22 protein-coding genes and 2 other annotated features are annotated in these 21,426 nt (G+C 38.0%); all 22 genes read left to right on the forward strand.

Annotated elements, in window-relative coordinates:
* Positions 1-106: 106 nt before the first annotated feature.
* The 22 genes from ACFVT8_RS01725 (at position 107) to ACFVT8_RS01830 (ending at position 21,317) form a co-directional block, all read left to right on the forward strand.
* Positions 107-949 carry a valyl-tRNA synthetase gene (locus ACFVT8_RS01725; RefSeq protein ID WP_387082231.1) on the forward strand — a complete coding sequence of 281 codons (843 nt, stop codon included), beginning with the start codon at positions 107-109 and terminating at the stop codon, positions 947-949.
* Positions 950-1,217: 268 nt separating this feature from the next.
* Positions 1,218-1,496: a binding site (T-box leader), on the forward strand.
* Between the two features lie 125 nt (positions 1,497-1,621).
* A complete protein-coding gene (locus tag ACFVT8_RS01730; protein ID WP_387082230.1) occupies positions 1,622-4,267 on the forward strand; it encodes a valine--tRNA ligase in 2,646 nt (881 codons plus the stop codon).
* Between the two features lie 168 nt (positions 4,268-4,435).
* Positions 4,436-5,737 carry a bifunctional folylpolyglutamate synthase/dihydrofolate synthase gene (locus ACFVT8_RS01735; RefSeq protein WP_387082229.1) on the forward strand — a complete coding sequence of 434 codons (1,302 nt, stop codon included), beginning with the start codon at positions 4,436-4,438 and terminating at the stop codon, positions 5,735-5,737.
* Positions 5,734-6,987 (forward strand): bifunctional folylpolyglutamate synthase/dihydrofolate synthase, encoded by a 1,254-nt coding sequence (locus tag ACFVT8_RS01740; RefSeq protein WP_387082228.1) that lies wholly within the window; start codon positions 5,734-5,736, stop codon positions 6,985-6,987. Before ACFVT8_RS01735 ends, ACFVT8_RS01740 begins: the two co-directional genes overlap by 4 nt.
* Before the next feature lie 525 nt (positions 6,988-7,512).
* The gene (locus ACFVT8_RS01745; RefSeq protein ID WP_387082227.1) at positions 7,513-8,160 is read left to right on the forward strand and encodes a hypothetical protein; all 648 of its coding nucleotides are present in this window, start codon (positions 7,513-7,515) and stop codon (positions 8,158-8,160) included.
* A 98-nt stretch (positions 8,161-8,258) separates the two neighbouring features.
* Complete coding sequence (locus ACFVT8_RS01750; protein ID WP_387082226.1) at positions 8,259-8,852, forward strand: Maf family protein; 594 nt, start codon at positions 8,259-8,261, stop codon at positions 8,850-8,852.
* Between the two features lie 34 nt (positions 8,853-8,886).
* On the forward strand, positions 8,887-9,558 hold the full coding sequence (gene radC / locus ACFVT8_RS01755; protein ID WP_387082554.1) for a RadC family protein: 672 nt from the start codon (positions 8,887-8,889) through the stop codon (positions 9,556-9,558).
* Positions 9,559-10,814: 1,256 nt separating this feature from the next.
* Positions 10,815-11,834 carry a rod shape-determining protein gene (locus ACFVT8_RS01760; RefSeq protein ID WP_387082225.1) on the forward strand — a complete coding sequence of 340 codons (1,020 nt, stop codon included), beginning with the start codon at positions 10,815-10,817 and terminating at the stop codon, positions 11,832-11,834.
* Between the two features lie 13 nt (positions 11,835-11,847).
* Positions 11,848-12,759: a rod shape-determining protein MreC gene (gene mreC / locus ACFVT8_RS01765; RefSeq protein WP_387082224.1), complete on the forward strand. Its 912-nt coding sequence runs from the start codon at positions 11,848-11,850 to the stop codon at positions 12,757-12,759.
* Positions 12,759-13,283 carry a rod shape-determining protein MreD gene (gene mreD / locus ACFVT8_RS01770; protein WP_387082223.1) on the forward strand — a complete coding sequence of 175 codons (525 nt, stop codon included), beginning with the start codon at positions 12,759-12,761 and terminating at the stop codon, positions 13,281-13,283. Before mreC ends, mreD begins: the two co-directional genes overlap by 1 nt.
* A gap of 27 nt (positions 13,284-13,310) precedes the next feature.
* Positions 13,311-13,979 (forward strand): septum site-determining protein MinC, encoded by a 669-nt coding sequence (minC, locus tag ACFVT8_RS01775; protein WP_387082222.1) that lies wholly within the window; start codon positions 13,311-13,313, stop codon positions 13,977-13,979.
* Between the two features lies 1 nt (position 13,980).
* The gene (minD, locus tag ACFVT8_RS01780) at positions 13,981-14,778 is read left to right on the forward strand and encodes a septum site-determining protein MinD (protein WP_387082221.1); all 798 of its coding nucleotides are present in this window, start codon (positions 13,981-13,983) and stop codon (positions 14,776-14,778) included.
* A gap of 93 nt (positions 14,779-14,871) precedes the next feature.
* The gene (locus tag ACFVT8_RS01785) at positions 14,872-15,426 is read left to right on the forward strand and encodes a peptidoglycan DD-metalloendopeptidase family protein (protein ID WP_387082220.1); all 555 of its coding nucleotides are present in this window, start codon (positions 14,872-14,874) and stop codon (positions 15,424-15,426) included.
* Positions 15,416-16,027 (forward strand): zinc metalloprotease, encoded by a 612-nt coding sequence (locus tag ACFVT8_RS01790; RefSeq protein ID WP_387082219.1) that lies wholly within the window; start codon positions 15,416-15,418, stop codon positions 16,025-16,027. Before ACFVT8_RS01785 ends, ACFVT8_RS01790 begins: the two co-directional genes overlap by 11 nt.
* Positions 16,028-16,072: 45 nt before the next feature.
* Positions 16,073-16,148: a sequence feature (ribosomal protein L21 leader region), on the forward strand.
* Between the two features lie 14 nt (positions 16,149-16,162).
* Positions 16,163-16,471 (forward strand): 50S ribosomal protein L21, encoded by a 309-nt coding sequence (rplU, locus tag ACFVT8_RS01795; protein WP_036124117.1) that lies wholly within the window; start codon positions 16,163-16,165, stop codon positions 16,469-16,471.
* A gap of 16 nt (positions 16,472-16,487) precedes the next feature.
* Positions 16,488-16,844 (forward strand): ribosomal-processing cysteine protease Prp, encoded by a 357-nt coding sequence (locus ACFVT8_RS01800; protein WP_387082218.1) that lies wholly within the window; start codon positions 16,488-16,490, stop codon positions 16,842-16,844.
* Positions 16,841-17,140 (forward strand): 50S ribosomal protein L27, encoded by a 300-nt coding sequence (gene rpmA, locus ACFVT8_RS01805; RefSeq protein ID WP_053484817.1) that lies wholly within the window; start codon positions 16,841-16,843, stop codon positions 17,138-17,140. Before ACFVT8_RS01800 ends, rpmA begins: the two co-directional genes overlap by 4 nt.
* A gap of 137 nt (positions 17,141-17,277) precedes the next feature.
* Positions 17,278-17,805: a Spo0B domain-containing protein gene (locus tag ACFVT8_RS01810; protein WP_387082217.1), complete on the forward strand. Its 528-nt coding sequence runs from the start codon at positions 17,278-17,280 to the stop codon at positions 17,803-17,805.
* 5 nt (positions 17,806-17,810) lie between these two features.
* The gene (gene obgE, locus ACFVT8_RS01815) at positions 17,811-19,100 is read left to right on the forward strand and encodes a GTPase ObgE (protein WP_053484815.1); all 1,290 of its coding nucleotides are present in this window, start codon (positions 17,811-17,813) and stop codon (positions 19,098-19,100) included.
* A gap of 24 nt (positions 19,101-19,124) precedes the next feature.
* On the forward strand, positions 19,125-19,580 hold the full coding sequence (locus tag ACFVT8_RS01820) for an ACT domain-containing protein (protein WP_387082216.1): 456 nt from the start codon (positions 19,125-19,127) through the stop codon (positions 19,578-19,580).
* A 441-nt stretch (positions 19,581-20,021) separates the two neighbouring features.
* Positions 20,022-20,897, forward strand: a complete 876-nt coding sequence (gene pheA / locus ACFVT8_RS01825; RefSeq protein ID WP_387082215.1) for a prephenate dehydratase — start codon at positions 20,022-20,024, stop codon at positions 20,895-20,897.
* Between the two features lie 30 nt (positions 20,898-20,927).
* Positions 20,928-21,317: a thiol-disulfide oxidoreductase DCC family protein gene (locus ACFVT8_RS01830; protein ID WP_387082214.1), complete on the forward strand. Its 390-nt coding sequence runs from the start codon at positions 20,928-20,930 to the stop codon at positions 21,315-21,317.
* The last annotated feature ends 109 nt before the right edge of the window (positions 21,318-21,426 follow it).

Here is a 21,426-nt window from a genome sequence, read left to right on the forward strand (position 1 = left end):
TTTCTGTCGCCAAGGAGAAATTGATTCATCAACCTTTAGCATACTATCCCTCTAAGCTTCATATGATGCAAGGGGAGGGATTATTATCGAACACAAAACTTGGAATATGAGTGAAACTTTTTGTTTTCCTGGTTATGGCTGCCCAACGGAAATCGCAGCTGTACAAATTAAGCCACGATGGCAGACAATGCAGTTAGAAGATTCTCTACGATTAATGGGTATTTATCATATCACAGCACATGTTCGTTTTGATTTTCAAGACATGCAAGCTTTCCTAGATGATGAAGAATTAGTACAAATCGATACGCTAGATATTCAGGGGGATACTGGTTATTTTGAGTATGCAGTTCCTTTAAATGTGGATTTACCAAAGGATGCAGCTATTGAAGATTTAATGGTAAAGGACATTCGGCCTATATTGACTAATCAGATGTGTCAGCTCGAATGGACGGTTACAAGTGTGTTTAATGAGCTTGAGCCAGCATTTGAAAAAGCTCATGTTTTAGAGCCTGTTACTGTCAATGCCTCAGCTCACATCGAGAAGGTTGCGAATATAGGAGAAACGACACAGGTAAAACAACCTACTGCAGTAGTGGCTTCGATTCAAGAAGAAAAACCTGCACCTGTAGTGGCTTTGGCGCAAGAGGAACAACCTGCAGCAGTAGTAGCTTCAACACAAGAAGAAAAATCAACAACATCCATAAAAGAGGAAAAATCAAAGATAGTAACATTTGCAGCACCAAAGGAAAAGTCTGAAGCTGTAGTGGCTTCAGACCAAAAAGAAAAAACTGCACCAGTTGAGCAAAAAACAGTGTTGAGGGAATCCTCAAGTCATATTGTAGTCCGTGAATCCAGCTCCTGGCATGAAGTTCCATCGATGATCTGGGATTTAACGGAGGACTATACACCGCTAAAGGTTCGTGTTTCAAATGACATCACTCAAAAGTAAATAGCATAGAAGTAGCAGGAGCAATAAGATGATAAAATCTCCAGATGTCGGAATGATGATGACACGTATAAACTGAAAAACACAAATTGGTACAATTATCGTTTTGCAATAAAAACGAAATTGTCGTAGCCATGGTGGTAAAAGCCAAGGATTATACTTGCGTCGTCGCATTTGAATTTCACTTCCTTTTTTAGTAGTGCTTCCTAAAAAATGACTAAATCACTTGAACAATTGCACGATTTTGCGGTACAATGTGAAAAAGTCGAATATAGATGCTAAGACAGGGAAGAGTAAATTATGAGTACATTTTAAGAGAGGAAACGGTAGCTGGAAAGTTTCTATTTGTATCTAATTGAATGTAGCCCTTGAGCAGCTTTAGTGAACTAACAGTAGTTAAAGCCGGTTAAACACCGTTACCGAATTGAGAGCCAGTAGTAAAAGGCTTAAGCGAGTAGTACATTTTCTTCTGATGAAATGTGTGACTGCTTAACTTACCTCTACTGGAATTAAAGGTGGTACCGCGAACTTAAACTCCTTCGTCCTTTTAGACGTTAGGAGTTTTTTTTATTTCCATTAATCTTCTGGTATAAGTGCCTCTACCTGAGACATAAAAACAGAATGATTGGTACGATCTACAACGGTAAAATTAATAAGTCAACAGGAGGAATCAAAATGACAGAAAACATTTCAATGCCTACAAAGTATGATCCGCAGTCTATTGAAGCAGGTCGTTATGAATGGTGGTTACAAGGGAAATTTTTTGAGGCACAGCCTACAAGTGAAAAGGAGCCTTATTCTATTGTTATTCCACCACCGAATGTAACAGGTAAATTACATCTTGGTCATGCTTGGGATACAACATTGCAAGATATTCTAATTCGTATGAAACGCATGCAAGGTTACGATGCACTTTGGTTACCAGGAATGGACCATGCAGGTATTGCAACACAAGCAAAAGTAGAGGCCAAACTACGAGAAGATAATATTACACGTTATGATTTAGGGCGTGAAAAATTCCTAGAAAAAACATGGGAATGGAAAGAAGAGTATGCAGGACATATTCGCGATCAATGGGCGAAGCTTGGTCTTGCATTAGATTATTCTCGTGAGCGTTTCACACTCGATCAAGGTCTTTCTGATGCAGTTAAAACTGTTTTCGTTCAATTATATGAAAAAGGTTTAATTTATCGTGGCGAACGCATTATTAACTGGGATCCTGCTGCAAAAACAGCATTATCAGATATTGAAGTTATTTATCAAGATGTTCAAGGTGCATTCTATCATATGAAATATCCATTAGCAGATGGCTCAGGATATGTGGAAGTTGCGACTACACGTCCTGAAACAATGCTAGGTGACTCTGGGGTAGCCGTTCACCCGAAAGATGAACGCTATCAACACTTAATCGGTAAAACAGTTATTTTACCAATCGTAGGTCGTGAAATACCTATCGTAGCAGATGACTACGTAGATATGGAATTTGGTACTGGGGTTGTAAAGATGACACCAGCACATGATCCTAATGACTTTGAGGTTGGTAACCGCCACAATCTAGAACGCATTCTTGTTATGAATGAAGATGGTACAATGAACGAGCTTGCTGGCAAGTATAACGGTATGGATCGCTTTGAATGCCGTAAGCAAATCGTAGCTGATTTACAAGAATCGGGCGTGCTTATCCGTATTGAAGAGCATACACATTCAGTAGGTCACTCTGAACGTTCTGGTGCTGTTGTAGAGCCATATCTTTCAGCACAATGGTTCGTAAAAATGCAACCACTTGCTGATGCTTCACTTGCTCTTCAAGAAGATGAACAAGGAAAAGTGAACTTCGTACCATCTCGTTTCGAAAACACATATTCTCGCTGGATGGAAAACATTCGTGACTGGTGTATCTCTCGTCAGTTATGGTGGGGTCACCAAATCCCAGCTTGGTATCACAATGAAACAGGCGAAATTTACGTAGGAAAAGAAGCGCCAGCAGATGCAGAAAATTGGACACAAGATGAAGACGTATTAGATACATGGTTCTCGTCAGCACTATGGCCATTTTCTACAATGGGTTGGCCAGATGAGACAAATGAAGAATATAAACGTTACTATCCAACAAGCACACTTGTAACTGGTTATGATATTATTTTCTTCTGGGTTTCTCGAATGATTTTCCAAGGTCTTGAATTTACAGGTCAGCGTCCATTCAAAGATGTATTAATTCACGGTTTAGTACGTGATGGTGAAGGACGTAAGATGAGTAAATCACTTGGCAATGGTGTGGACCCTATGGACGTTATTGATCAATATGGTGCCGATTCATTACGTTACTTCTTAGCTACTGGATCTTCACCTGGTCAGGATTTACGCTATACAACTGAAAAAGTAGAAGCAATTTGGAACTTCTCTAATAAAATTTGGAATGCCTCTCGTTTTGCTTTAATGAACATGGAAGGTATGACATTTGATGAAATCGATTTAACTGGTGAAAAATCAGTTGCCGACAAATGGATTCTTACTCGCTTAAATGAAACAATTGAACGTGTAACATCTCTTGCAGAACGTTATGAATTTGGTGAAGTTGGCCGTGAGCTGTATAACTTCATTTGGGATGATTTCTGTTCTTGGTATATTGAAATGGCTAAATTACCGTTATATGGTGATGACGAAGCAGCTAAGAAAACGACTCGTTCTATTTTAGCTTACGTTTTAGACCAAACTATGCGTCTATTACATCCATTCATGCCATTCATTACAGAAGAAATCTGGCAGCACTTACCTCATGAAGGTGAATCAATCACAGTGGCAGCATGGCCAACTGTACGTACGGATCTTCATTTTGCAGAGGAAGCGGACAATATGAAGCTCCTAATGGATATTATACGTTCAGTACGTAATATTCGTGCGGAAGTAAATACACCTATGAGCAAAAAAGTGCCGCTATATATTTCAGCGAAGGATGCTGCAACGGCTACAGTACTTGAAGCCAATAAAGCATATTTAGAAAAATTCTGTAATCCAGAAACGCTAACAATTGGAGAAAGTTTAGAAGCTCCTGGTCAGTCAATGACAGCAGTAGTTACTGGAGCTGAGCTATTCCTACCGCTTGTTGGACTTATTAACCTAGAGGAAGAAATTGCTCGTCTTGAAAAAGAATTAGAGAAATGGGCAAAAGAAGTCAAACTTGTAACTGGAAAGTTATCGAATGAGAAATTCGTGTCCAAAGCGCCAGAAGCATTAGTTAATGCAGAACGTGAAAAATTAGCCGATTACGAAAGTAAACATGCGGTTGTATTAAAACGTTTAGAAGAACTGAAAAATATGTAAGATTGAGACAGTGGATGGCTAAAGTCATCTGCTGTTTTTTATGTTGATTTTATATGCAATAAAAGATATTTGATTTAAAGCTTTCGTTCAAAGTACAAGGGTTTTTTTCAAAATGTATGTGTATCGGGTGCTACTTGTACTAAAATAGAGATATTGTAGTAAAAGGGAGTGTTTCTTTTGTTTAGGACGATGAAAGAATGTACAGATTTTATTTTTACGTTAAAGGCAGTTGATCATAAACGTGCACCGCTCGTTTTGATGCGAGAGGTATTAGCGCTTATTAATAATCCACAGGACAGGCTACGCGCTATCCATTTAGCAGGCTCAAATGGCAAGGGATCAACAGTGAATGCGCTCAGAGAAATGTTACATAATGCTGGATATAAAGTAGGTGCCTTTACTTCACCTCATTTAGAGCGTGTAAATGAACGTATGACTATTAATGGAAACCCAATTTCTGATGCACAATTTTTACACTATATGAACAAAATTGCTGAGATTATTGAGACCCATTATGAAGGTGACTTTCCGAGCTTCTTTGAAGTTGTGACACTTATTATGTTCCAATATTTTGCGGATGAAGAAGTGGATATTGCGCTTATTGAAACTGGACTTGGTGGACGTTTAGACGCTACGAATGTCATCAAGCCCCTAATTTCAATTATAACAACGATTTCATTAGAACATACTGCGTTTTTAGGGGATACATTAGCAAAGGTAGCGTTTGAGAAGGCGGGAATAATTAAAGAAAATACACCTGTTGTAGTGGGCGTTAAAAGTGAGGAGGCACTTACTGTCATCGGGGAGGTTGCAAATAAGCGTCTTGCCCCATGCCTTGTTTTAGGGAAGGATTTTACGGTTGAAAATATTGATCAAGGCACTAGTATACAGCACTTTAATTACCGAAAAGCAAATGAGGAGATGGTAGCTGTCCCGTTAAAAATGGCCGGCCCGCATCAAATAAATAATGCAAGCCTTGCAATTACAGCAATCCTAACGTTAAGAGAGAATGGAGCCATTGACATTTCAGATGAATCAATTCGTCAAGCTTTGGCAAAAGCTCAGTGGGCAGGCCGTTTTGAGCAATTACCTGGCAATATTATATTAGATGGAGCACATAATTCTGAAGGAACTGCCGCACTTATCCAAACTCTTAAAACGGTCTATCCAAACCAAAATTATCGATTTATATATGCAGCATTATCGGATAAAGATCATGCGAAAAGTATTGCTTTAATGGATAGTATTGCTACATCAGTTGCGTTTACACAAATTGAGCTACCAAATGCTATGCCTGCTGATCAATTAGCTGCATTATCTACAAATGCGAACAAGATGTATAATGCGAATTGGCGTGAAATAGTTCAATCGATGCTAGATCAAAGAAATAATGAGGATATTATAGTTATTACAGGCTCATTGTATTTTATAGCTGAAATACGACAATGGCTACAGGGGGAACAACAATGATTCCAAAATTGAATAGCTACAAGGAAAAGTGGAATGTTGAGAGTGATGATGTTATTAAACCTGGTCTAAATGCGATTGAAGAGGCATTGGCACGAGTAGGTAATCCAGAAAACAAATTGCAAGTCGTGCATTTAGCAGGGACTAACGGTAAAGGCTCTACACTTACATTTCTGGAATCAATTTCCAAAGAGCATGGCTTACGTGTTGGCAAATTTATGTCTCCTTGTATTGTGGACGTACATGACCAAATTCAAGTAGAGGGTCAAGCTATTACAGAAGAGGAAATGAATCATGTATTCCAACAAATGCAGGCAGCTGGACTAAGCGGGAAACTAACAGATTTTGAACTGTTAACAGTTGCAACATTTTTACATTTTGTTGCAAGTAATGTAGATATTGCCCTTATTGAGGCAGGTATGGGGGGCTTACTTGATAGTACGAATGTGGTTATGCCAATTGTGTCAATTATACCGAGTATCGCATTAGAGCATACGAACTTTTTAGGAAATACGATTGGAAGTATTGCCTATCATAAAGCAGGAATTATAAAGCCATATCGTCCAGTTATTATCGGGGAGCTACCGTCAGAAGCGAAAGACATCGTCTATCAGGAAGCTCAAAAAAAACATACATCTGTTCTTGAGCTAAATCATCAATTTCATGTGGAGCAAGAGAATGATGGAGAGAGTTATAAGCATAATAACAATGGCTTCCGTATAACAAAGCTTATACGCACAATGAAGGGGGCACATCAGGCGAATAATATGGCACTAGCTATTACAGCCTTTTTTGAAGTGGCAACCGCATTAGAGTTACAAGTTAGTAAAGATGCTGTTCAAAAAGCTGTGAAAAACGCGACTATTTTAGGACGTTTTGAAGAAATTATGCCTTATATTTATTTAGACGGTGCGCATAATCCAGCGAGTGCTGAGAAATTAATAGAAACGATTAAGCAGGAATTCCCGGGAGAGCAGATTACTTTTGTAATTGGTATTCTTGCTGATAAGGCTGTAGAAGAGATTTTGCAACTATTTGAGCAGGTAAGTGATAATTTTTACTTTGTTGATTTCGATAATCCCCGTGCGATGGCTGCTCACAACATGCTTGAACTGTCCAACGCCTCTCATAAAACAGTATTAGAAAATTATGTGCAATTTTTAAAACTGCAGTCAGAAAGCAAATCGAGGACTATTGTTTCGGGTTCGTTGTATTTATTAACTGAAGTACGTAGCGGATTAAAAAATATTTAACATATAATTGGGCGAACAATATATTTTACAGTAAAGAATCAGGTACTCATTAAAAAATGAGTCCTGATTTTTTTATACGATGATAAGAATTCCTCCGAATCAGTTAGGTAAATTATAATTAATTTTTGCGTTTTCTCTCTTTGATTTCCTAAAGCACTTTTCTAAATATATTTTCATTCCTTCTTGAAATCCAACAGTTTTTGTTTGCCCATCATATCATCTCAAAAACGATTATTTGTCATTAAATAATATTTCTATTTCCTTTCTATTACTCCCTCAGCAAAATTGCTCTCTGATAGAGATACAAAAGAGTTAAGTAAAGAATCCATCTCTTTTTTGTTATAGTAAATATTTCGTTACAAAAATATTTAATTTTGCAGTAAAACTTCGAAAATAACTATTAAATCAAAATGTAGTAAATTCGCATTTACACATCCTTTTATACATATACTTATATATCATATTGTAACAATATCGTCTTTTCTAAATTTACTTTGATACGTTGGAGAAAGAGGTGATGGTCGAATGAAAATTGTCAGTCATGTGATGAAAAAACAAATATTTCGAGCGATGGTTATTGGAGGAATAGTCGGACTTTTTGGTGTAGCCATTTTTTTAGGTATTCTTCAAGCAAGCACCCAATTATCTTTAAAAAATGATAGTAATGAGGTAGCCAAGAATAGTAACAAAGGCAATACAGATGGAGAAACAATTCCAACAGCGGGAGGAGCAACGAACGGACCTATGTTTTTTGCAAGTCAAGCAGGGGTCTATTCAAATTATGAAAGTGCGAGCTCGTTTGTATCTGAACATCCTTCATTAAAAGAAAGTGCCGTTGTAGAGGTTGATGGGAAATTTTATGTTTGGACAAGTATGGTAACAGATGAAAGTCAGCTTGTCTTTTTAAAAGATCCTGCAACATTTAAAAAAGCATTTACTTTGAGCGGTGACAGTTGTAAGGAGGCAACGATTGCGGAGCTTCCATCTGTGCTAGCTGACAAAAATGCAACAAAATTAAAATTTAAGGATAACTCAAAGGATTCTACACTGCCTGCTGATTGGCAATCTATTGGAACGGCAGCCTCGTCTATTTCAACCGATATTAGCATTGTTCGCTTACAAGTTTTTGCCCATTACAAATCGAAAAATGCTTGTCTTCAAGTGAAATTTTAAGCACAAAAGATAGTGAAATAAGCATTATCTTGATTTTTAGAAAATTTTCAAATACTAAATTCTCCGTTATGATAACTATAAGGAGGAATGGTCAGATAATGTTTAAAACAAATCACAAGCTAGTGCTTGCTTCTGCTTCACCAAGACGGAAGGAATTACTTTCCATGCTATCACTTCCATTCGATATAATAACTAGTGAAGTAGAAGAGACAAGCGTCCGGGCAACTACAATGCAAGATTATGTAAAAGGTGTAGCTCTATTAAAAACACGTGATGTGGCGAATAAAGCTCCAAATGCAACAATTATTGGAGCGGATACTATTGTTGTTTATGATGATGAGCTACTCCACAAACCAAAAAATCGTGAGGAGGCAATTTCTCACTTATTACGTTTATCAGGTAAGTGTCATGCGGTCATGACAGCTGTTGCCATTATTGAGCCTAACGGCAATGAAACTACATTTGTTGAAGAGACAAATGTTGTCTTTCATCATTTATCGCAGGAGCTCATCGAAGCATATGTAGATTCGGGAGATCCATTTGATAAAGCAGGTGGGTATGGCATTCAAACTGCAGGAACCCTTCTAGTAAAACGAATTGAAGGAGATTATAACAATGTTGTCGGCTTACCACTTGCAACTTTGTTTACGCAATTGGTAGCTCTCAATATTATCCAATTTGCGAAGGAGTGAGGCTTTTTTGCTAAATGATGTTTTACCAAGGACGATGATACGAGACGTTAATATAGAGGATCGACCTCGTGAAAGACTACGAAGACAAGGAGCTATGAGTTTATCGAATCAGGAGTTGCTGGCTATTTTATTAAGGACAGGCACTAAAGAAGAGTCTGTTCTTGTACTTGCAAATCGTGTGCTAAGTGTTTTTGAGCGTTTACATCATTTGAAACATGCAACAATAGAGGAAATGGTTGCTATTAGAGGGATTGGTGAGGTTAAAGCCATTCAATTATTAGCTGCAATTGAACTCGGTAGACGTCTCGCACAGAAACATAGCGATGAAAAATATACGATTCGTTCACCTCAAGATGCCGCTGCATATTTAATGCCTGATATGACTTCACTGAACCAGGAACATTTCGTAGTTCTTTTTCTAAACGTAAAAAATCAAATTATTCATAGACAGACGATTTTTATAGGCAGTCTCAATGCTTCGATTGTGCATCCTAGGGAGATATACCGTGAGGCTGTAAAAAGATCTGCGGCTTCTATTATTTGTGCACATAATCATCCTAGCGGCGTTCCAACACCTAGTGATGAGGATATAGAAGTGACGAGAAGAATTTTAGAGGCTGGTTATATTATAGGAATTGATTTAATCGATCATCTCATCATCGGTGATCATCAGTTTATTAGTCTGAAAGAAAAAGGATATTTTTAACTTCATTCAGCGGGTGCCCAACATCCGCTGAAAAGAGGAACTCAGGCTAAGAACTTCACATCCTGTGAAAACGCTGAGTGACCAACATCGTGCTGCTGACGCTACGCTTTCGCGCAAAAAAACATCGTGCTGCTGACGCTACGCTTTCGCGCAAAAAAACATCGTGCTGCTGACGCTACGCTTTCGCGCAAAAAACATCGTGCTGCTGACGCTACGCTTTCGCGCAAAAAACATCGTGCTGCTGACGCTACGCTTTCACGCAAAAAACATCTGTTGGCCTAAAGCCTCCGGACAATTTATGCCGTGGCACAATTGATCTCTGCAATATTTTGCAGAGTTTTTTTATGGAAATCTTTAGGGTTTGTTGAGTATCAAGTTCATCACCAAAAGTTGTGGATGATTTTGTTAAAACGTCTACTATGTAAATAAGTTGATCTTCGTTCCGACTGGGCGACTCCTTGAGGATTAGCAATAGAGGAATGAAGGCTAAAACCATCACATCCTGTGATAACGCCTTCGTGACCAACTTCGGTGCTGCTGACGCTACGCTTTCGCGCAAAAAACATCTGTTGGCCCGAGACCCTGCAGCGAAGCGGAATGTTTTCTGTGCGAAAGCGTAGTACTAACGTAGCGTCAGCAACAACAAAGCACCCAGTCGGAACGGAAATCAACCACACGTGTTGGTGACGATCCAAGAAGTATTTATACGATTTAGAATTGTAAAGACAGTTGCTGAATCGTACCGTGAAGCCTCATAGTGTTCCTTGTTTCTAAAATTTAGTGAAAATCACATCGTATTATTATTTTAAAAATAAATATTTTTGTATTTTTTTGCGAAATGCCAAAAATAAAAGCGAACCTTTTTTTATAGAAAACGTTATTGTATTCGTAGAAATGTCTATAATATTCACAAAAATTGGTAGCCTATTACACGTTGTCTTACAAGAATAAAAATTATATGCTAATCTATACGTACTATTTTTGTTTATGAGGGAATTAAAATAGTATCTTTTCCGTGAGAAGAGGTATGTGGCACTACAAATTCTTACGTTTTTCCGTTATAATGAACGGTATGATTTTATTTTTATTCAGAAAAAGACTCTCACTCCTACAGGTGTGAGATAAATGAGTGTGTAGTTTTTTTTCAGTAGGTGTCTAACACTGAGTGAATGAAGATAGAGACTTAGGGTGTAAACACACCTGAGTGTAGTAGATGTCAACGAAAGTATGGCTTAAATAGAAAGGGAGTACACAAATTGTTTGGATTAGGAAGTAAAGATGTCGGGATTGACCTTGGCACAGCGAATACATTAGTGTTTATTAAAGGGAAGGGAATCGTTTTACGCGAACCTTCAGTTGTAGCAAAAAATACAAAAACTGGAGATATCGTTGCAGTTGGTAATGATGCGAAAAATATGATTGGTCGTACACCTGGCTCAATCGTAGCAATTCGTCCTATGAAAGATGGCGTTATTGCTGATTTTGATATTACTACAGCAATGATAGAATACTATTTAAAAGAAGCTTGTAAAAACTCTGGTGGTAATTGGAAAAAGCCGAATGTTATGATTTGTGTACCTTACGGTATTACATCGGTTGAACAACGTGCGGTTATTGATGCTGCTCGCCAAGCAGGTGCTAAAGAAGCATTTACAATTGAAGAGCCATTTGCAGCAGCAATCGGTTCGAACTTACCAGTATGGGATCCAACAGGGTCAATGGTTGTTGATATCGGTGGTGGTACAACAGAGGTAGCTGTTATTTCATTAGGTGGTATTGTAACAAGTGAATCCGTGCGTGTTGGCGGGGATGCAATGGACCAATCTATCATTTCGTATATTCGTAAAACATATAACTTAACAATTGGTGAACGTACTGCGGAAGCAGTGAAAATGGAAATTGGTACAGCGTTGGCTGAAGGTCCAGAAGAAAAAATGGAAATTAGAGGACGCGACCTTTTAACAGGTTTACCTAAAACAATCGAAATTTCTTCACAAGAAATTTCTGAATCTTTACGTGAAGCGGTATCATCTATTATTGATGGTGTTCGAAAAACGCTTGAACAAACACCTCCTGAATTATCTGCAGACGTAATGGAGCGCGGAATTGTACTAACAGGTGGTGGAGCGCTATTAACGAATTTAGACAAAGTTATTAGCCAAGAAACTAATATGCCAGTATTTATCGCAGAAGATCCACTAGACTGTGTTGCTATTGGTACAGGTAAGGCTCTAGAACATATTGATTTAATTCGTCAACAACAAGTTAAAGGTTAAGGAGGTTTAGGCAATGCCACAGTTTTTTTTCAATAAGAAATTAATTTTGCTACTCGTGGGCATGGTTTTTCTTGTGGCATTGATTAGCTTCTCATTACGTGAGCGGACGAAAGCAACTTTACCAGAGCAAATTATTAAAGACACTGTCGGCGTCGCACAATCTATTGTTGCGAAGCCGGCGAATTATATTACTGGTGTTTTTAATAGTATTGATTCCCTCTTAAACACGTACGAAGAAAATAAACGCTTAAAAGCACGCTTAGAAGAATTTGCAGCTGTACAGGCTGAGGCATCGGACTTGAAATCTGATATTAAAAAGTTTCAAGAGCTCATGGACAAATCGGAAAGCTTAAAAGCATATGATCCGATTCATGCCACAGTTATCGCTAGAAATCCTGATCAGTGGGAAGAAAAAATTATTTTAGATAAAGGGTCTTCACACGGTGTAGAGAAAAATATGGCAGTTATGACAGCGAAAGGGTTAGTCGGTAAAGTTACTTTAGTGACACCTTTCACCTCTGAGGTAGAGCTTTTATATACAAATAATCCAAATTATCGTGTTTCTGCGATGGTTCAAGGAGATAAACAAGCATACGGTTTAATCGAGGGCTATGATAAAGAGCGAAATGAACTCATTATGAAGCGAATCGATTCAAGTTTAACAGTTAAAAAAGGTCAGCAAGTAGTTTCATCAGGACTTGGTGGTATTTTCCCTAAAAATGTGCCAATCGGAGAAATAACTGAAGTAAGTACAGATGATTTTGGCTTAACAAAAATGGCCTATGTAAAACCATCTGCTGATTTTTCAATTTTAGACTATGTTATTATTGCTAAACGTTCCGCTACTGTGATAGATGGATCCGATGGTAATACATCTAACGAGGATTTAACACATCCACAAAAGGGTAAAGAGGAGGCGGAATAATGGTTCGGTTTCTCATCCCTACTGTGGCAGTATTACTATTTTTACTAGAACCAGAGTTTGCTATGCTTTCACCAATTGAAGTGAAAGGGCAAATTTATTATTTAGTTCCGAGATTTTTAATCTTATATTTAATATTTATATCCATTTATTACAGCCGTCAACGAGCGGTAATGTATGGACTTTTTTTTGGTGTCTTGTATGATGTGTTTTACATTGATATTATTGGATTATACTCAGTACTGTTTCCGCTTATTTGTTTTTTAGCAGGATCTATTGTGAAAGTTATTCATCAGCACTTAGTTGTGACAACGACGATTTCAGTTGTTTTAGTAGCAATTTTAGAATTTATACTCTATCAATTCTTCTATCTTATCGACTTTACAACGATTCCATTATCGGAATTCTTACTTTCACGACTACTGCCAACGATCATTGCTAATGCACTATTTTTAATGATTCTTGGTTGGGCCTTCAAGTATCTAATTAATGCGCGTGTCTTACAGAGAGCACGTGAAGTTTCTTAACAAAGAGCAACGTGGGGTGAGGCATTCATGAAAAAACAGTTAGTTAATATGAAGGGAACAAAGGATGGATTTGTTCTTCGTTTAGACGATCAATGTGCGTATGTCGATTTAGTAGAAGAGCTGAAAAAGAAAGTTTCAGAGAGCGGTATCGATAGCAAAGTAGATGTACAATTATATTTGGGCTATCGATACTGTTCTGATGAACAAATCAAAGAGCTTATTAAAATTGTTCAAGAAACTGAGCAACTAATCGTTTCAAAGGTGCAAAGTGAAGTACTGACTGTCCATGAGAGCAACCAGAAAAGGATTGAAAGTCAACAAGATACATATATAGGTGTGGTCAGATCGGGGCAAGTTCTGCGTTCGACAGGAGATATTATTATCGTAGGGAATGTCAATCCGAACGGACGTGTAGAAGCGGGTGGCAATGTGTATGTCCTAGGTAAACTTAAAGGAATTGCGCATGCTGGTGTTCATGGTAATAAGGAAGCGATCATCGCAGCATCTCGTTTTGAAGCCACTCATATCATGATTGCTGATCAGGTTCAGGTAATGTCAGACGAACATGTAAAAGTAATTAATCAGGAAGAGATGACTTGTGCATTTATTGGCTATGATGGGCGTATTACGTACGATCAAATTCAAGCGTTAAAAAATATTCGACCATTGTTAAATGTGTCTAAGGGAGGTAGCTAGTGTGGGAGAAGCGATCGTCATAACTTCAGGTAAAGGCGGTGTCGGTAAAACGACGACAACGGCTAACCTGGGGACTGCATTGGCTCTACAAGGTAAAAAAGTATGTTTAGTAGATACTGATATTGGCCTGCGTAATTTAGATGTAATTTTAGGTCTTGAGAATCGAATTATCTATGACTTAGTTGATGTTGTTGAAGGGCGCTGTAAGATTCATCAAGCGTTAATCAAAGATAAACGTGTAGATGAGAAATTATTTTTATTACCTGCAGCTCAAACGACAGATAAAAATGCTGTTAAACCTGAGCAAATGAAAAACTTAGTAGAAGAATTAAAAAGAGACTATGATTATGTTTTAATAGACTGTCCAGCGGGTATTGAACAAGGGTATCGCAATGCTGTTGCTGGTGCAGATCATGCAATTGTTGTAACAACGCCAGAAATCTCTGCTGTGCGTGATGCAGATCGAATTATCGGCTTACTTGAACAGGAAGAAATTTCTGCACCTAAACTAATCATTAACCGCATTCGCCAGCATATGATGAAAAGCGGTGATACGTTGGATGTGAATGAAATTACAACACATTTGTCTATCGATTTATTAGGGATCATCGTCGATAATGAAGGAGTTATTTCATCATCCAATAAAGGTGAACCAGTAGTAATGGATCCTTCTAATAAAGCATCTTTAGGCTATCGTAATATTGCCCGTCGAATACTTGGAGAGTCTGTGCCACTTATGGCAATTGAAGATGAACATAAAGGTGTATTTTCAAAACTAAAAGCGTTATTTTCAAAATAATTATCAGCCTTTTCGTGCATTTGTACGAGAAGGTTTTTTTCTTGTGCATGAATGGACATGCAATCTCATATAGTGTGAAAAAAGGATGAGGGCTTGTTTAAGATATGGAAATGGTTGGTCACAATACTGCTTGTGGCTGCAATTATGCTCGTAATTCGTTTAGAGGATCAAGGTGTATTGGAAACACCAGTACGAAAACTAGTTACAACATCAGCAGATTTAACCTATTTAAGTGAGCTAGGGCAAAGTTGGTTAAATAAAGAGGATACAACAATTTTGGTATCGAGCGATGTTGGGCAAACTGAATTATTATCATTTGCCAATGCACAAGTTTTAAAGGAAGGTTTTTTATTGCAATATGACATGGGCTTACCTGTTTATGCGGGAAAGAATGGTCTCGTCGTTTTTACAGGTTATACAAAAGATACTGGTAAAACAATGACGATAAGCTATGATGATGGTACAACAGTATCCTATGGTATGCTGGATAGTTTAGCACAACTTCCATATACAACAGTGCAGGCAAATGATTTAATCGGCATGAAAGAGGCGGGACAACTCTATATTTCGATTGAAAAAGATAAGACACAATATAGTTTAGAGCAGATTGTACAGTGGCTTGAAACAGCGGCGTCCAATGAAAATTAAACTGCATCTTCTATGTATCCCTCTTGTATTTTTAATGATTTTTACTGGCCAAATTGCTTATTACGCCATTATTTTATCTTCGTTATTATGGCATGAAGTTGGTCATTTGTTAATGGCCATGCTTTGTGGTGTTAAGGTAAAATCATGCGTTATTACACCTTACGGAGGGGAAATAGAATTTGAAAATCCAGCGGTTGTGCCTGCAACGTCACTCCTTTGGATTGCCTTAGGGGGACCAATCGCTACAATGTTAGGGATTGGCCTCGCTTTTTTTATGCCAGAACTGCTTGCCAATAAGCTTATTAATGTGCAACTTGTGCTATTAGTTATTAATGTTATACCGATTATTCCGTTGGACGGAGGCAGAATATTTTCGGCGTGCTTATTTTTATTCTATCCTAATGTCCGTGCGTTTGAATATTACTACTGGCTTTCTCTTATAATTGCTTTTATACTATTTATGATAACTTTATGTTACCTTCCACAATCTATTTTTTTAGCAATTCTATGTTTATTTATATGGCTTCAAGTGTTAAAGGAATGGAATTATCGAAAATATCGTTTAGCATTTGAGAAATATGTAATGAATAGATTGACTTAAAAAAAAACGTGTGGTAATATTTTAATGTTATTGTTTGTAGCACCTGTGCTACTGCAACCGCACTGGGAAGGTTTAAGTATCATATGATCACCTTTATAAACAGGCGAGTCTGAGTCTATGAGGAGGTGCAGTAAAATGTACGCAATTATTGAAACTGGTGGTAAACAAATCAAAGTAGAAGCTGGTCAAGAAATCTATGTTGAAAAATTAGGTGTAGAAGCTGACGAGGTTGTAACTTTCGATAAAGTTTTATTCGTTGGTGGCGAAAACGTTAAAGTTGGAGCTCCATTCGTAGAAGGTGCTACTGTAACAGCGAAAGTTGTTAAAGAAGGCCGTGCGAAAAAAATCGTTGTTTTCAAATTGAAAGCTAAAAAGAACTACCGTCGTAAACAAGGTCACCGTCAACCTTACACTAAATTAGTTGTTGAAGCTATCAACGCTTAATTGTGAGGTGTAGCGAATGATACAAGTTACGATTCATCACGATGAAAATAGACATGTGTCAGCATTTGAATTTTCAGGACATGCTGAATACGATGAATCTGGTAAAGATTTAGTATGCGCTGGAGCATCTACAATTGCCATAGGTACAGTAAATGCTATTTATGCACTATTACAATTACAGCCAGAAATCGAACAAGCTGCTGAAGGTGGGGGCTATCTTAAGGTAAACTTACCATCAGAATTAGAGCCTGAGATTGATGCAAAACTACAGTTAATTGTCCAAGTAATGACTGCCCAAGTGTATTCGATGGTGCAAAATTACGGACAATACATCCAAATCAACTACAACCAAGTAGGAGGTGGAACACGATGAAATTATTATTAGCATTAGACCTTCAACTTTTCGCATCTAAAAAAGGTGTAGGTTCTACAAAAAACGGACGTGACTCTGAGTCAAAACGTCTTGGTGCTAAACGTGCTGATGGCCAATTCGTAACTGGTGGATCAATTCTTTACCGTCAACGCGGTACAAAAATTTACCCAGGTACAAACGTAGGTCGTGGTGGTGACGATACACTATTTGCTAAAGTTGACGGCGTTGTTAAATTCGAACGTCTAGGTCGCGATCGCAAACAAGTATCTGTATACCCAGCATCACAAGAAGCTTAATCTTTTAAAAAGATAACATAAAGCGGAGGACTGCATTTATTGCAGTCCTTTTTTGGCTAAATTTCAATGAAGATTTAAGGGAAAAATAAAGCAAAACTTGTTATACTAGTAAAGATAACTTTATTGGAGTGAATGGGATGAACAATCAATCACTAACCATTAGTGAAGTATTACGTTTTGCAAATCATGATTATGTGAATCAGCTACAGCTTATTCGCATGAATTTAGATTTAGGTAGAATTGATGAAACAAAAAAACTTATTAAAGAGTATTCAGAGCAATTACAAGTATTTTCTATCCTTAATCGTCTACAATTACCCCAAACAATAGAATGGATACAAACAGCAGGCTGGCGCTACCCTTCATTACCAATGAAGTTAAGCGGTGAGATAAAAAAGCCTGTCACAAATACTATTGATTCGGCAGTTGTAGATTACTTAAACAAAACAGTTATGCATGTTTATGATACATTAGATCCATTTACAGAGCAGAGCTTGCTGCTCGATGTACGTGTTGACGATCATACATTTGCCGTGACATTCACGTTAAATGGGCTATGGAGTGCTGATGCATTCACCGAAAAAGGTTTGAAACAATTAGACATTCAAACAATTGAACAGACGAATTCGTGCTGGCAATATGTCTTGAAAGCAAATAGGGAGTGAACTAAATGTTTGTCGATCACGTTAAGATTTATGTAAAAGGTGGCGACGGCGGGGATGGAATGGTTGCCTTCCGCCGAGAAAAATATGTACCGAATGGTGGTCCAGCTGGTGGTGACGGCGGCCATGGTGGTAACGTAGTATTTGAAGTTGAAGAGGGCTTACGTACATTAATGGATTTCCGCTATAAACGCCATTTTAAAGCTGACCGTGGTGAGCATGGTATGAGTAAAGGAATGCATGGTAAACGTGCAGACGATTTAATCGTTAAAGTACCACCAGGCACAGTCGTAATGAATGAAGAAACAGGCGCTGTTATTGCCGATTTAGTCGAGCACGGTCAACAAGCGATTATCGCAAAAGCTGGCCGAGGTGGACGAGGAAATTCACGCTTCGCAACACCGGCAAACCCAGCACCAGAACTTTCTGAAAAAGGTGAGCCAGGACAAGAATTAAATGTTATATTAGAGTTAAAAGTTTTAGCAGATGTAGGATTAGTAGGTTTCCCAAGTGTTGGTAAATCAACGCTTTTATCTGTTGTTTCTGCTGCGAAGCCAAAGATTGGTGCATATCATTTTACAACAATTGTCCCAAATTTAGGGATGATTGAAACAGATGATCATCGAAGCTTCGCTATGGCTGATTTACCTGGTCTTATTGAAGGAGCACACCAAGGGGTAGGCCTAGGCCATCAGTTTTTACGACATATTGAACGTACACGTGTTATTGTCCATGTTATTGATATGTCAGGAATGGAAGGCCGCGATCCGTACGAGGATTATTTAACGATAAATGAAGAGTTAAAGCAATATAATCTTCGTTTAACAGAGCGTCCTCAAATTATTGTTGCCAACAAAATGGACATGCCAGGTGCAGAAGAAAACTTAGAGGAGTTCCGCAAAAAAGTGGGAGAAGACGTTCAAATTTTCCCAATTTCAGCTATTTCACGTCAAGGTTTAAAAGAGTTACTATTTGCTATTGCCGATTTACTTGAAGTAACGCCTGAATTCCTTCTATATGATGATTTAGAAGAGCAATCTGACGCAACGGTAATGTATAAACATGAAGCAAAAGGTGAAGATTTCGAAATTACTCGTGATGATGATGGTACATTTATTATTAGTGGTTACGCAATTGAGCGCCTATTTAAAATGACTGACTTTAGCCGTGAAGATGGTATTCGCCGTTTTGCTCGTCAATTACGTGCAATGGGTGTGGATGAAGCTCTACGCGAACGTGGAGCGCAAGATGGCGATATAGTTCGTCTACAAGAGTTTGAATTTGAATTTGTCGATTAAGACAAGAGTTTTAGGGGGAAGCGTATGAAGAATGTTGCGAATCAGCGATATTATTTAGTTCGTGAAGATGTTTTAACGGATGCTATGCAAAAAACTTTGGAGGCGAAACACTTACTTTCGAGTGGTTCGGTATCTTCCATTTGGGATGCGGTAAAGCAGGTGGATTTATCGCGTAGTGCGTTTTACAAATATCGTGATGCTGTATTTCCTTTTCATTCAATTGTGCAGGAACGCATTTTAACAGTCTTTGTACAGCTTCAGGACCGTAAAGGAACACTTGCAAAGCTTTTAGAAACAGTGACAATTACACATTGCAATGTACTAACTATCCATCAAACAATACCGATTCAAGGACGTGCTAATGTTACATTGTCATTAGATGTAACTAGTATGACCTGTGAACTTGATGATTTAATACAGCAACTCAAACGCTTAGATTTTGTAGAATCAGCGGAAGTAATTAGTTCTGGTGCATTGTAATGACTGAAAGCAAGCTTGATTTTTTGACAGAATGTAAATAAGCTCAAAAGGAGCAGTCCCGTGTGATGAAATAATCGCTTCATGGGACAGCTCCTTATTCTATAACAAAAGATAAAGACTATCACAAAAAGTTCCATATGAGGAGTGGCAATCGCTGAGAGCATTGCTTCACATTATGCCTTTGCCTAAAATTTTATGTAGAAATATATGATTTTGGGTATTAAAAATTCTAAATCTTTGCATTAGTGAAATTTAAGAGGCTCATTATCAAAAAGTTGAGGATAACATTTGAAGACTGGACGCACCAGGAAGCTTTGCTCTGCGCGACAGCGACAATTTTTATCTGTGCGAAAGCACCAAAGCGCGCAGTCAAAACGAAAATCAACCCCACGTTATGGTGACGAGCCGATAAAATCAAACCTTAAACAGGAGGTAAATGTAATGACAGAGCAACAATGGGAAAAACGAATAGGATACTTAGGACCAGAGGCATCATTTACATACTTAGCAACAAAGGCAACCTTTCCGAATGAGTGGCTTGTCCCTTGTGCTACAATTCCAGAATGTATCGAGGCAGTAGCAAAGGGGAAGGTAGATTTAGCAGTTGTACCACTGGAAAATGCTTTAGAAGGCTCTGTATCGTTAACGCTCGATTATTTATTCCATGAGGCGACCTTATATGTTACAGGTGAGCTTCAATTAAAGATACAGCAACACTTAATGGTCAATAAATCGCAGAAGGACAATTGGGAGGCGATTACAGGGGTTTATTCACATCCTCATGCACTAGCCCAATGTCATAAATACTTATTTTATCGTTTCAGCCATGTACCTTTACATCAAACGACATCAACAGCAGCAGCTGCCAAATTTGTATCAGAAAATCCAAACGAGTGTATCGCGGCAGTTGGTAATGCAGCAGCGGCAGATAAATATGGCTTAGAAATTGTACAATCTAATATTCATGATTTCCATTTTAATCATACACGTTTCTTCGTATTATCTAAGCAAAATATACGATTACCACAAGAATTATCAAATGGACAGGCAAAGACTACTTTCATGATTACATTGCCAATGGACCGTTCAGGGGCATTACATCAAGTATTATCAGTATTTGCATGGCGACAGCTGAACTTAAGTAAGATAGAATCAAGACCATTAAAAACGGGCTTAGGTGATTATTTCTTTATGATTGATGTATTGGCAGATGAAAAAGAGCCTATGATGCGTGGGGCTATGGAAGAATTAGCTGCACTTGGTTGCAAGGTGAAGTCGCTTGGTACATACTTTACTTATCTAACATCGGACGAATAATCAATTTCGCCTTGGCTAGGAGGAAACATTGTGGGTGGCATTATTTTGTTTGACGGAGTGTGCAATTTTTGTGATAGTAGTGTGCAATTTATTATCAAATACGATCAGGCAGCATATTTTCAATTTGCTGCTATTCAAAGTGATGCAGGGCAGGCATTAATTGCACAATACGAGGTACCAGAAAATATTGATAGTGTCATGTTAATTGAGCATGGAAAGGTATATTTTGAATCCACAGCAGCACTTAAAATCTGTAGGAGATTAGATAGCTTTTGGCCTGTCTGCTATATTTTCATCCTTATTCCTCCATCTATACGAAATATAATATATCGAATGTTTGCTAAAAATAGATATCGTCTTTTCGGTCGAAAAGAAATATGTTTGTTGCCAACACCTTCACAACTAAAAAGATTTCTCTAACTCTGAAGCTATCCAATTAAAGTGGATAGCTTTTTTAACGAAATTGAAACAGTAATGAAGCTGCTTCGTCTACGATGCAGTGTCTCATTTGTGATGCTTATCGCCCAGT

This window comes from Lysinibacillus sp. NPDC058147 (assembly GCF_042884205.1).
Lineage (GTDB): Bacteria > Bacillota > Bacilli > Bacillales_A > Planococcaceae > Lysinibacillus.

Bases quoted from the DNA above. Each gene is read 5' to 3' on its own strand.
- rpmA (WP_053484817.1), top strand. From the start codon at position 16,841: ATGAAATTATTATTAGCATTAGACCTTCAACTTTTCGCATCTAAAAAA.
- ACFVT8_RS01750 (WP_387082226.1), top strand. From the start codon at position 8,259: ATGTTTAAAACAAATCACAAGCTAGTGCTTGCTTCTGCTTCACCAAGA.
- ACFVT8_RS01725 (WP_387082231.1), top strand. From the start codon at position 107: ATGAGTGAAACTTTTTGTTTTCCTGGTTATGGCTGCCCAACGGAAATC.
- pheA (WP_387082215.1), top strand. From the start codon at position 20,022: ATGACAGAGCAACAATGGGAAAAACGAATAGGATACTTAGGACCAGAG.
- ACFVT8_RS01820 (WP_387082216.1), top strand. From the start codon at position 19,125: ATGAAGAATGTTGCGAATCAGCGATATTATTTAGTTCGTGAAGATGTT.
- obgE (WP_053484815.1), top strand. From the start codon at position 17,811: ATGTTTGTCGATCACGTTAAGATTTATGTAAAAGGTGGCGACGGCGGG.
- mreC (WP_387082224.1), top strand. From the start codon at position 11,848: ATGCCACAGTTTTTTTTCAATAAGAAATTAATTTTGCTACTCGTGGGC.
- mreD (WP_387082223.1), top strand. From the start codon at position 12,759: ATGGTTCGGTTTCTCATCCCTACTGTGGCAGTATTACTATTTTTACTA.
- ACFVT8_RS01800 (WP_387082218.1), top strand. From the start codon at position 16,488: ATGATACAAGTTACGATTCATCACGATGAAAATAGACATGTGTCAGCA.
- ACFVT8_RS01790 (WP_387082219.1), top strand. From the start codon at position 15,416: ATGAAAATTAAACTGCATCTTCTATGTATCCCTCTTGTATTTTTAATG.
- rplU (WP_036124117.1), top strand. From the start codon at position 16,163: ATGTACGCAATTATTGAAACTGGTGGTAAACAAATCAAAGTAGAAGCT.
- ACFVT8_RS01730 (WP_387082230.1), top strand. From the start codon at position 1,622: ATGACAGAAAACATTTCAATGCCTACAAAGTATGATCCGCAGTCTATT.
- minC (WP_387082222.1), top strand. From the start codon at position 13,311: ATGAAAAAACAGTTAGTTAATATGAAGGGAACAAAGGATGGATTTGTT.
- ACFVT8_RS01745 (WP_387082227.1), top strand. From the start codon at position 7,513: ATGAAAATTGTCAGTCATGTGATGAAAAAACAAATATTTCGAGCGATG.
- ACFVT8_RS01810 (WP_387082217.1), top strand. From the start codon at position 17,278: ATGAACAATCAATCACTAACCATTAGTGAAGTATTACGTTTTGCAAAT.
- radC (WP_387082554.1), top strand. From the start codon at position 8,887: ATGATACGAGACGTTAATATAGAGGATCGACCTCGTGAAAGACTACGA.
- ACFVT8_RS01740 (WP_387082228.1), top strand. From the start codon at position 5,734: ATGATTCCAAAATTGAATAGCTACAAGGAAAAGTGGAATGTTGAGAGT.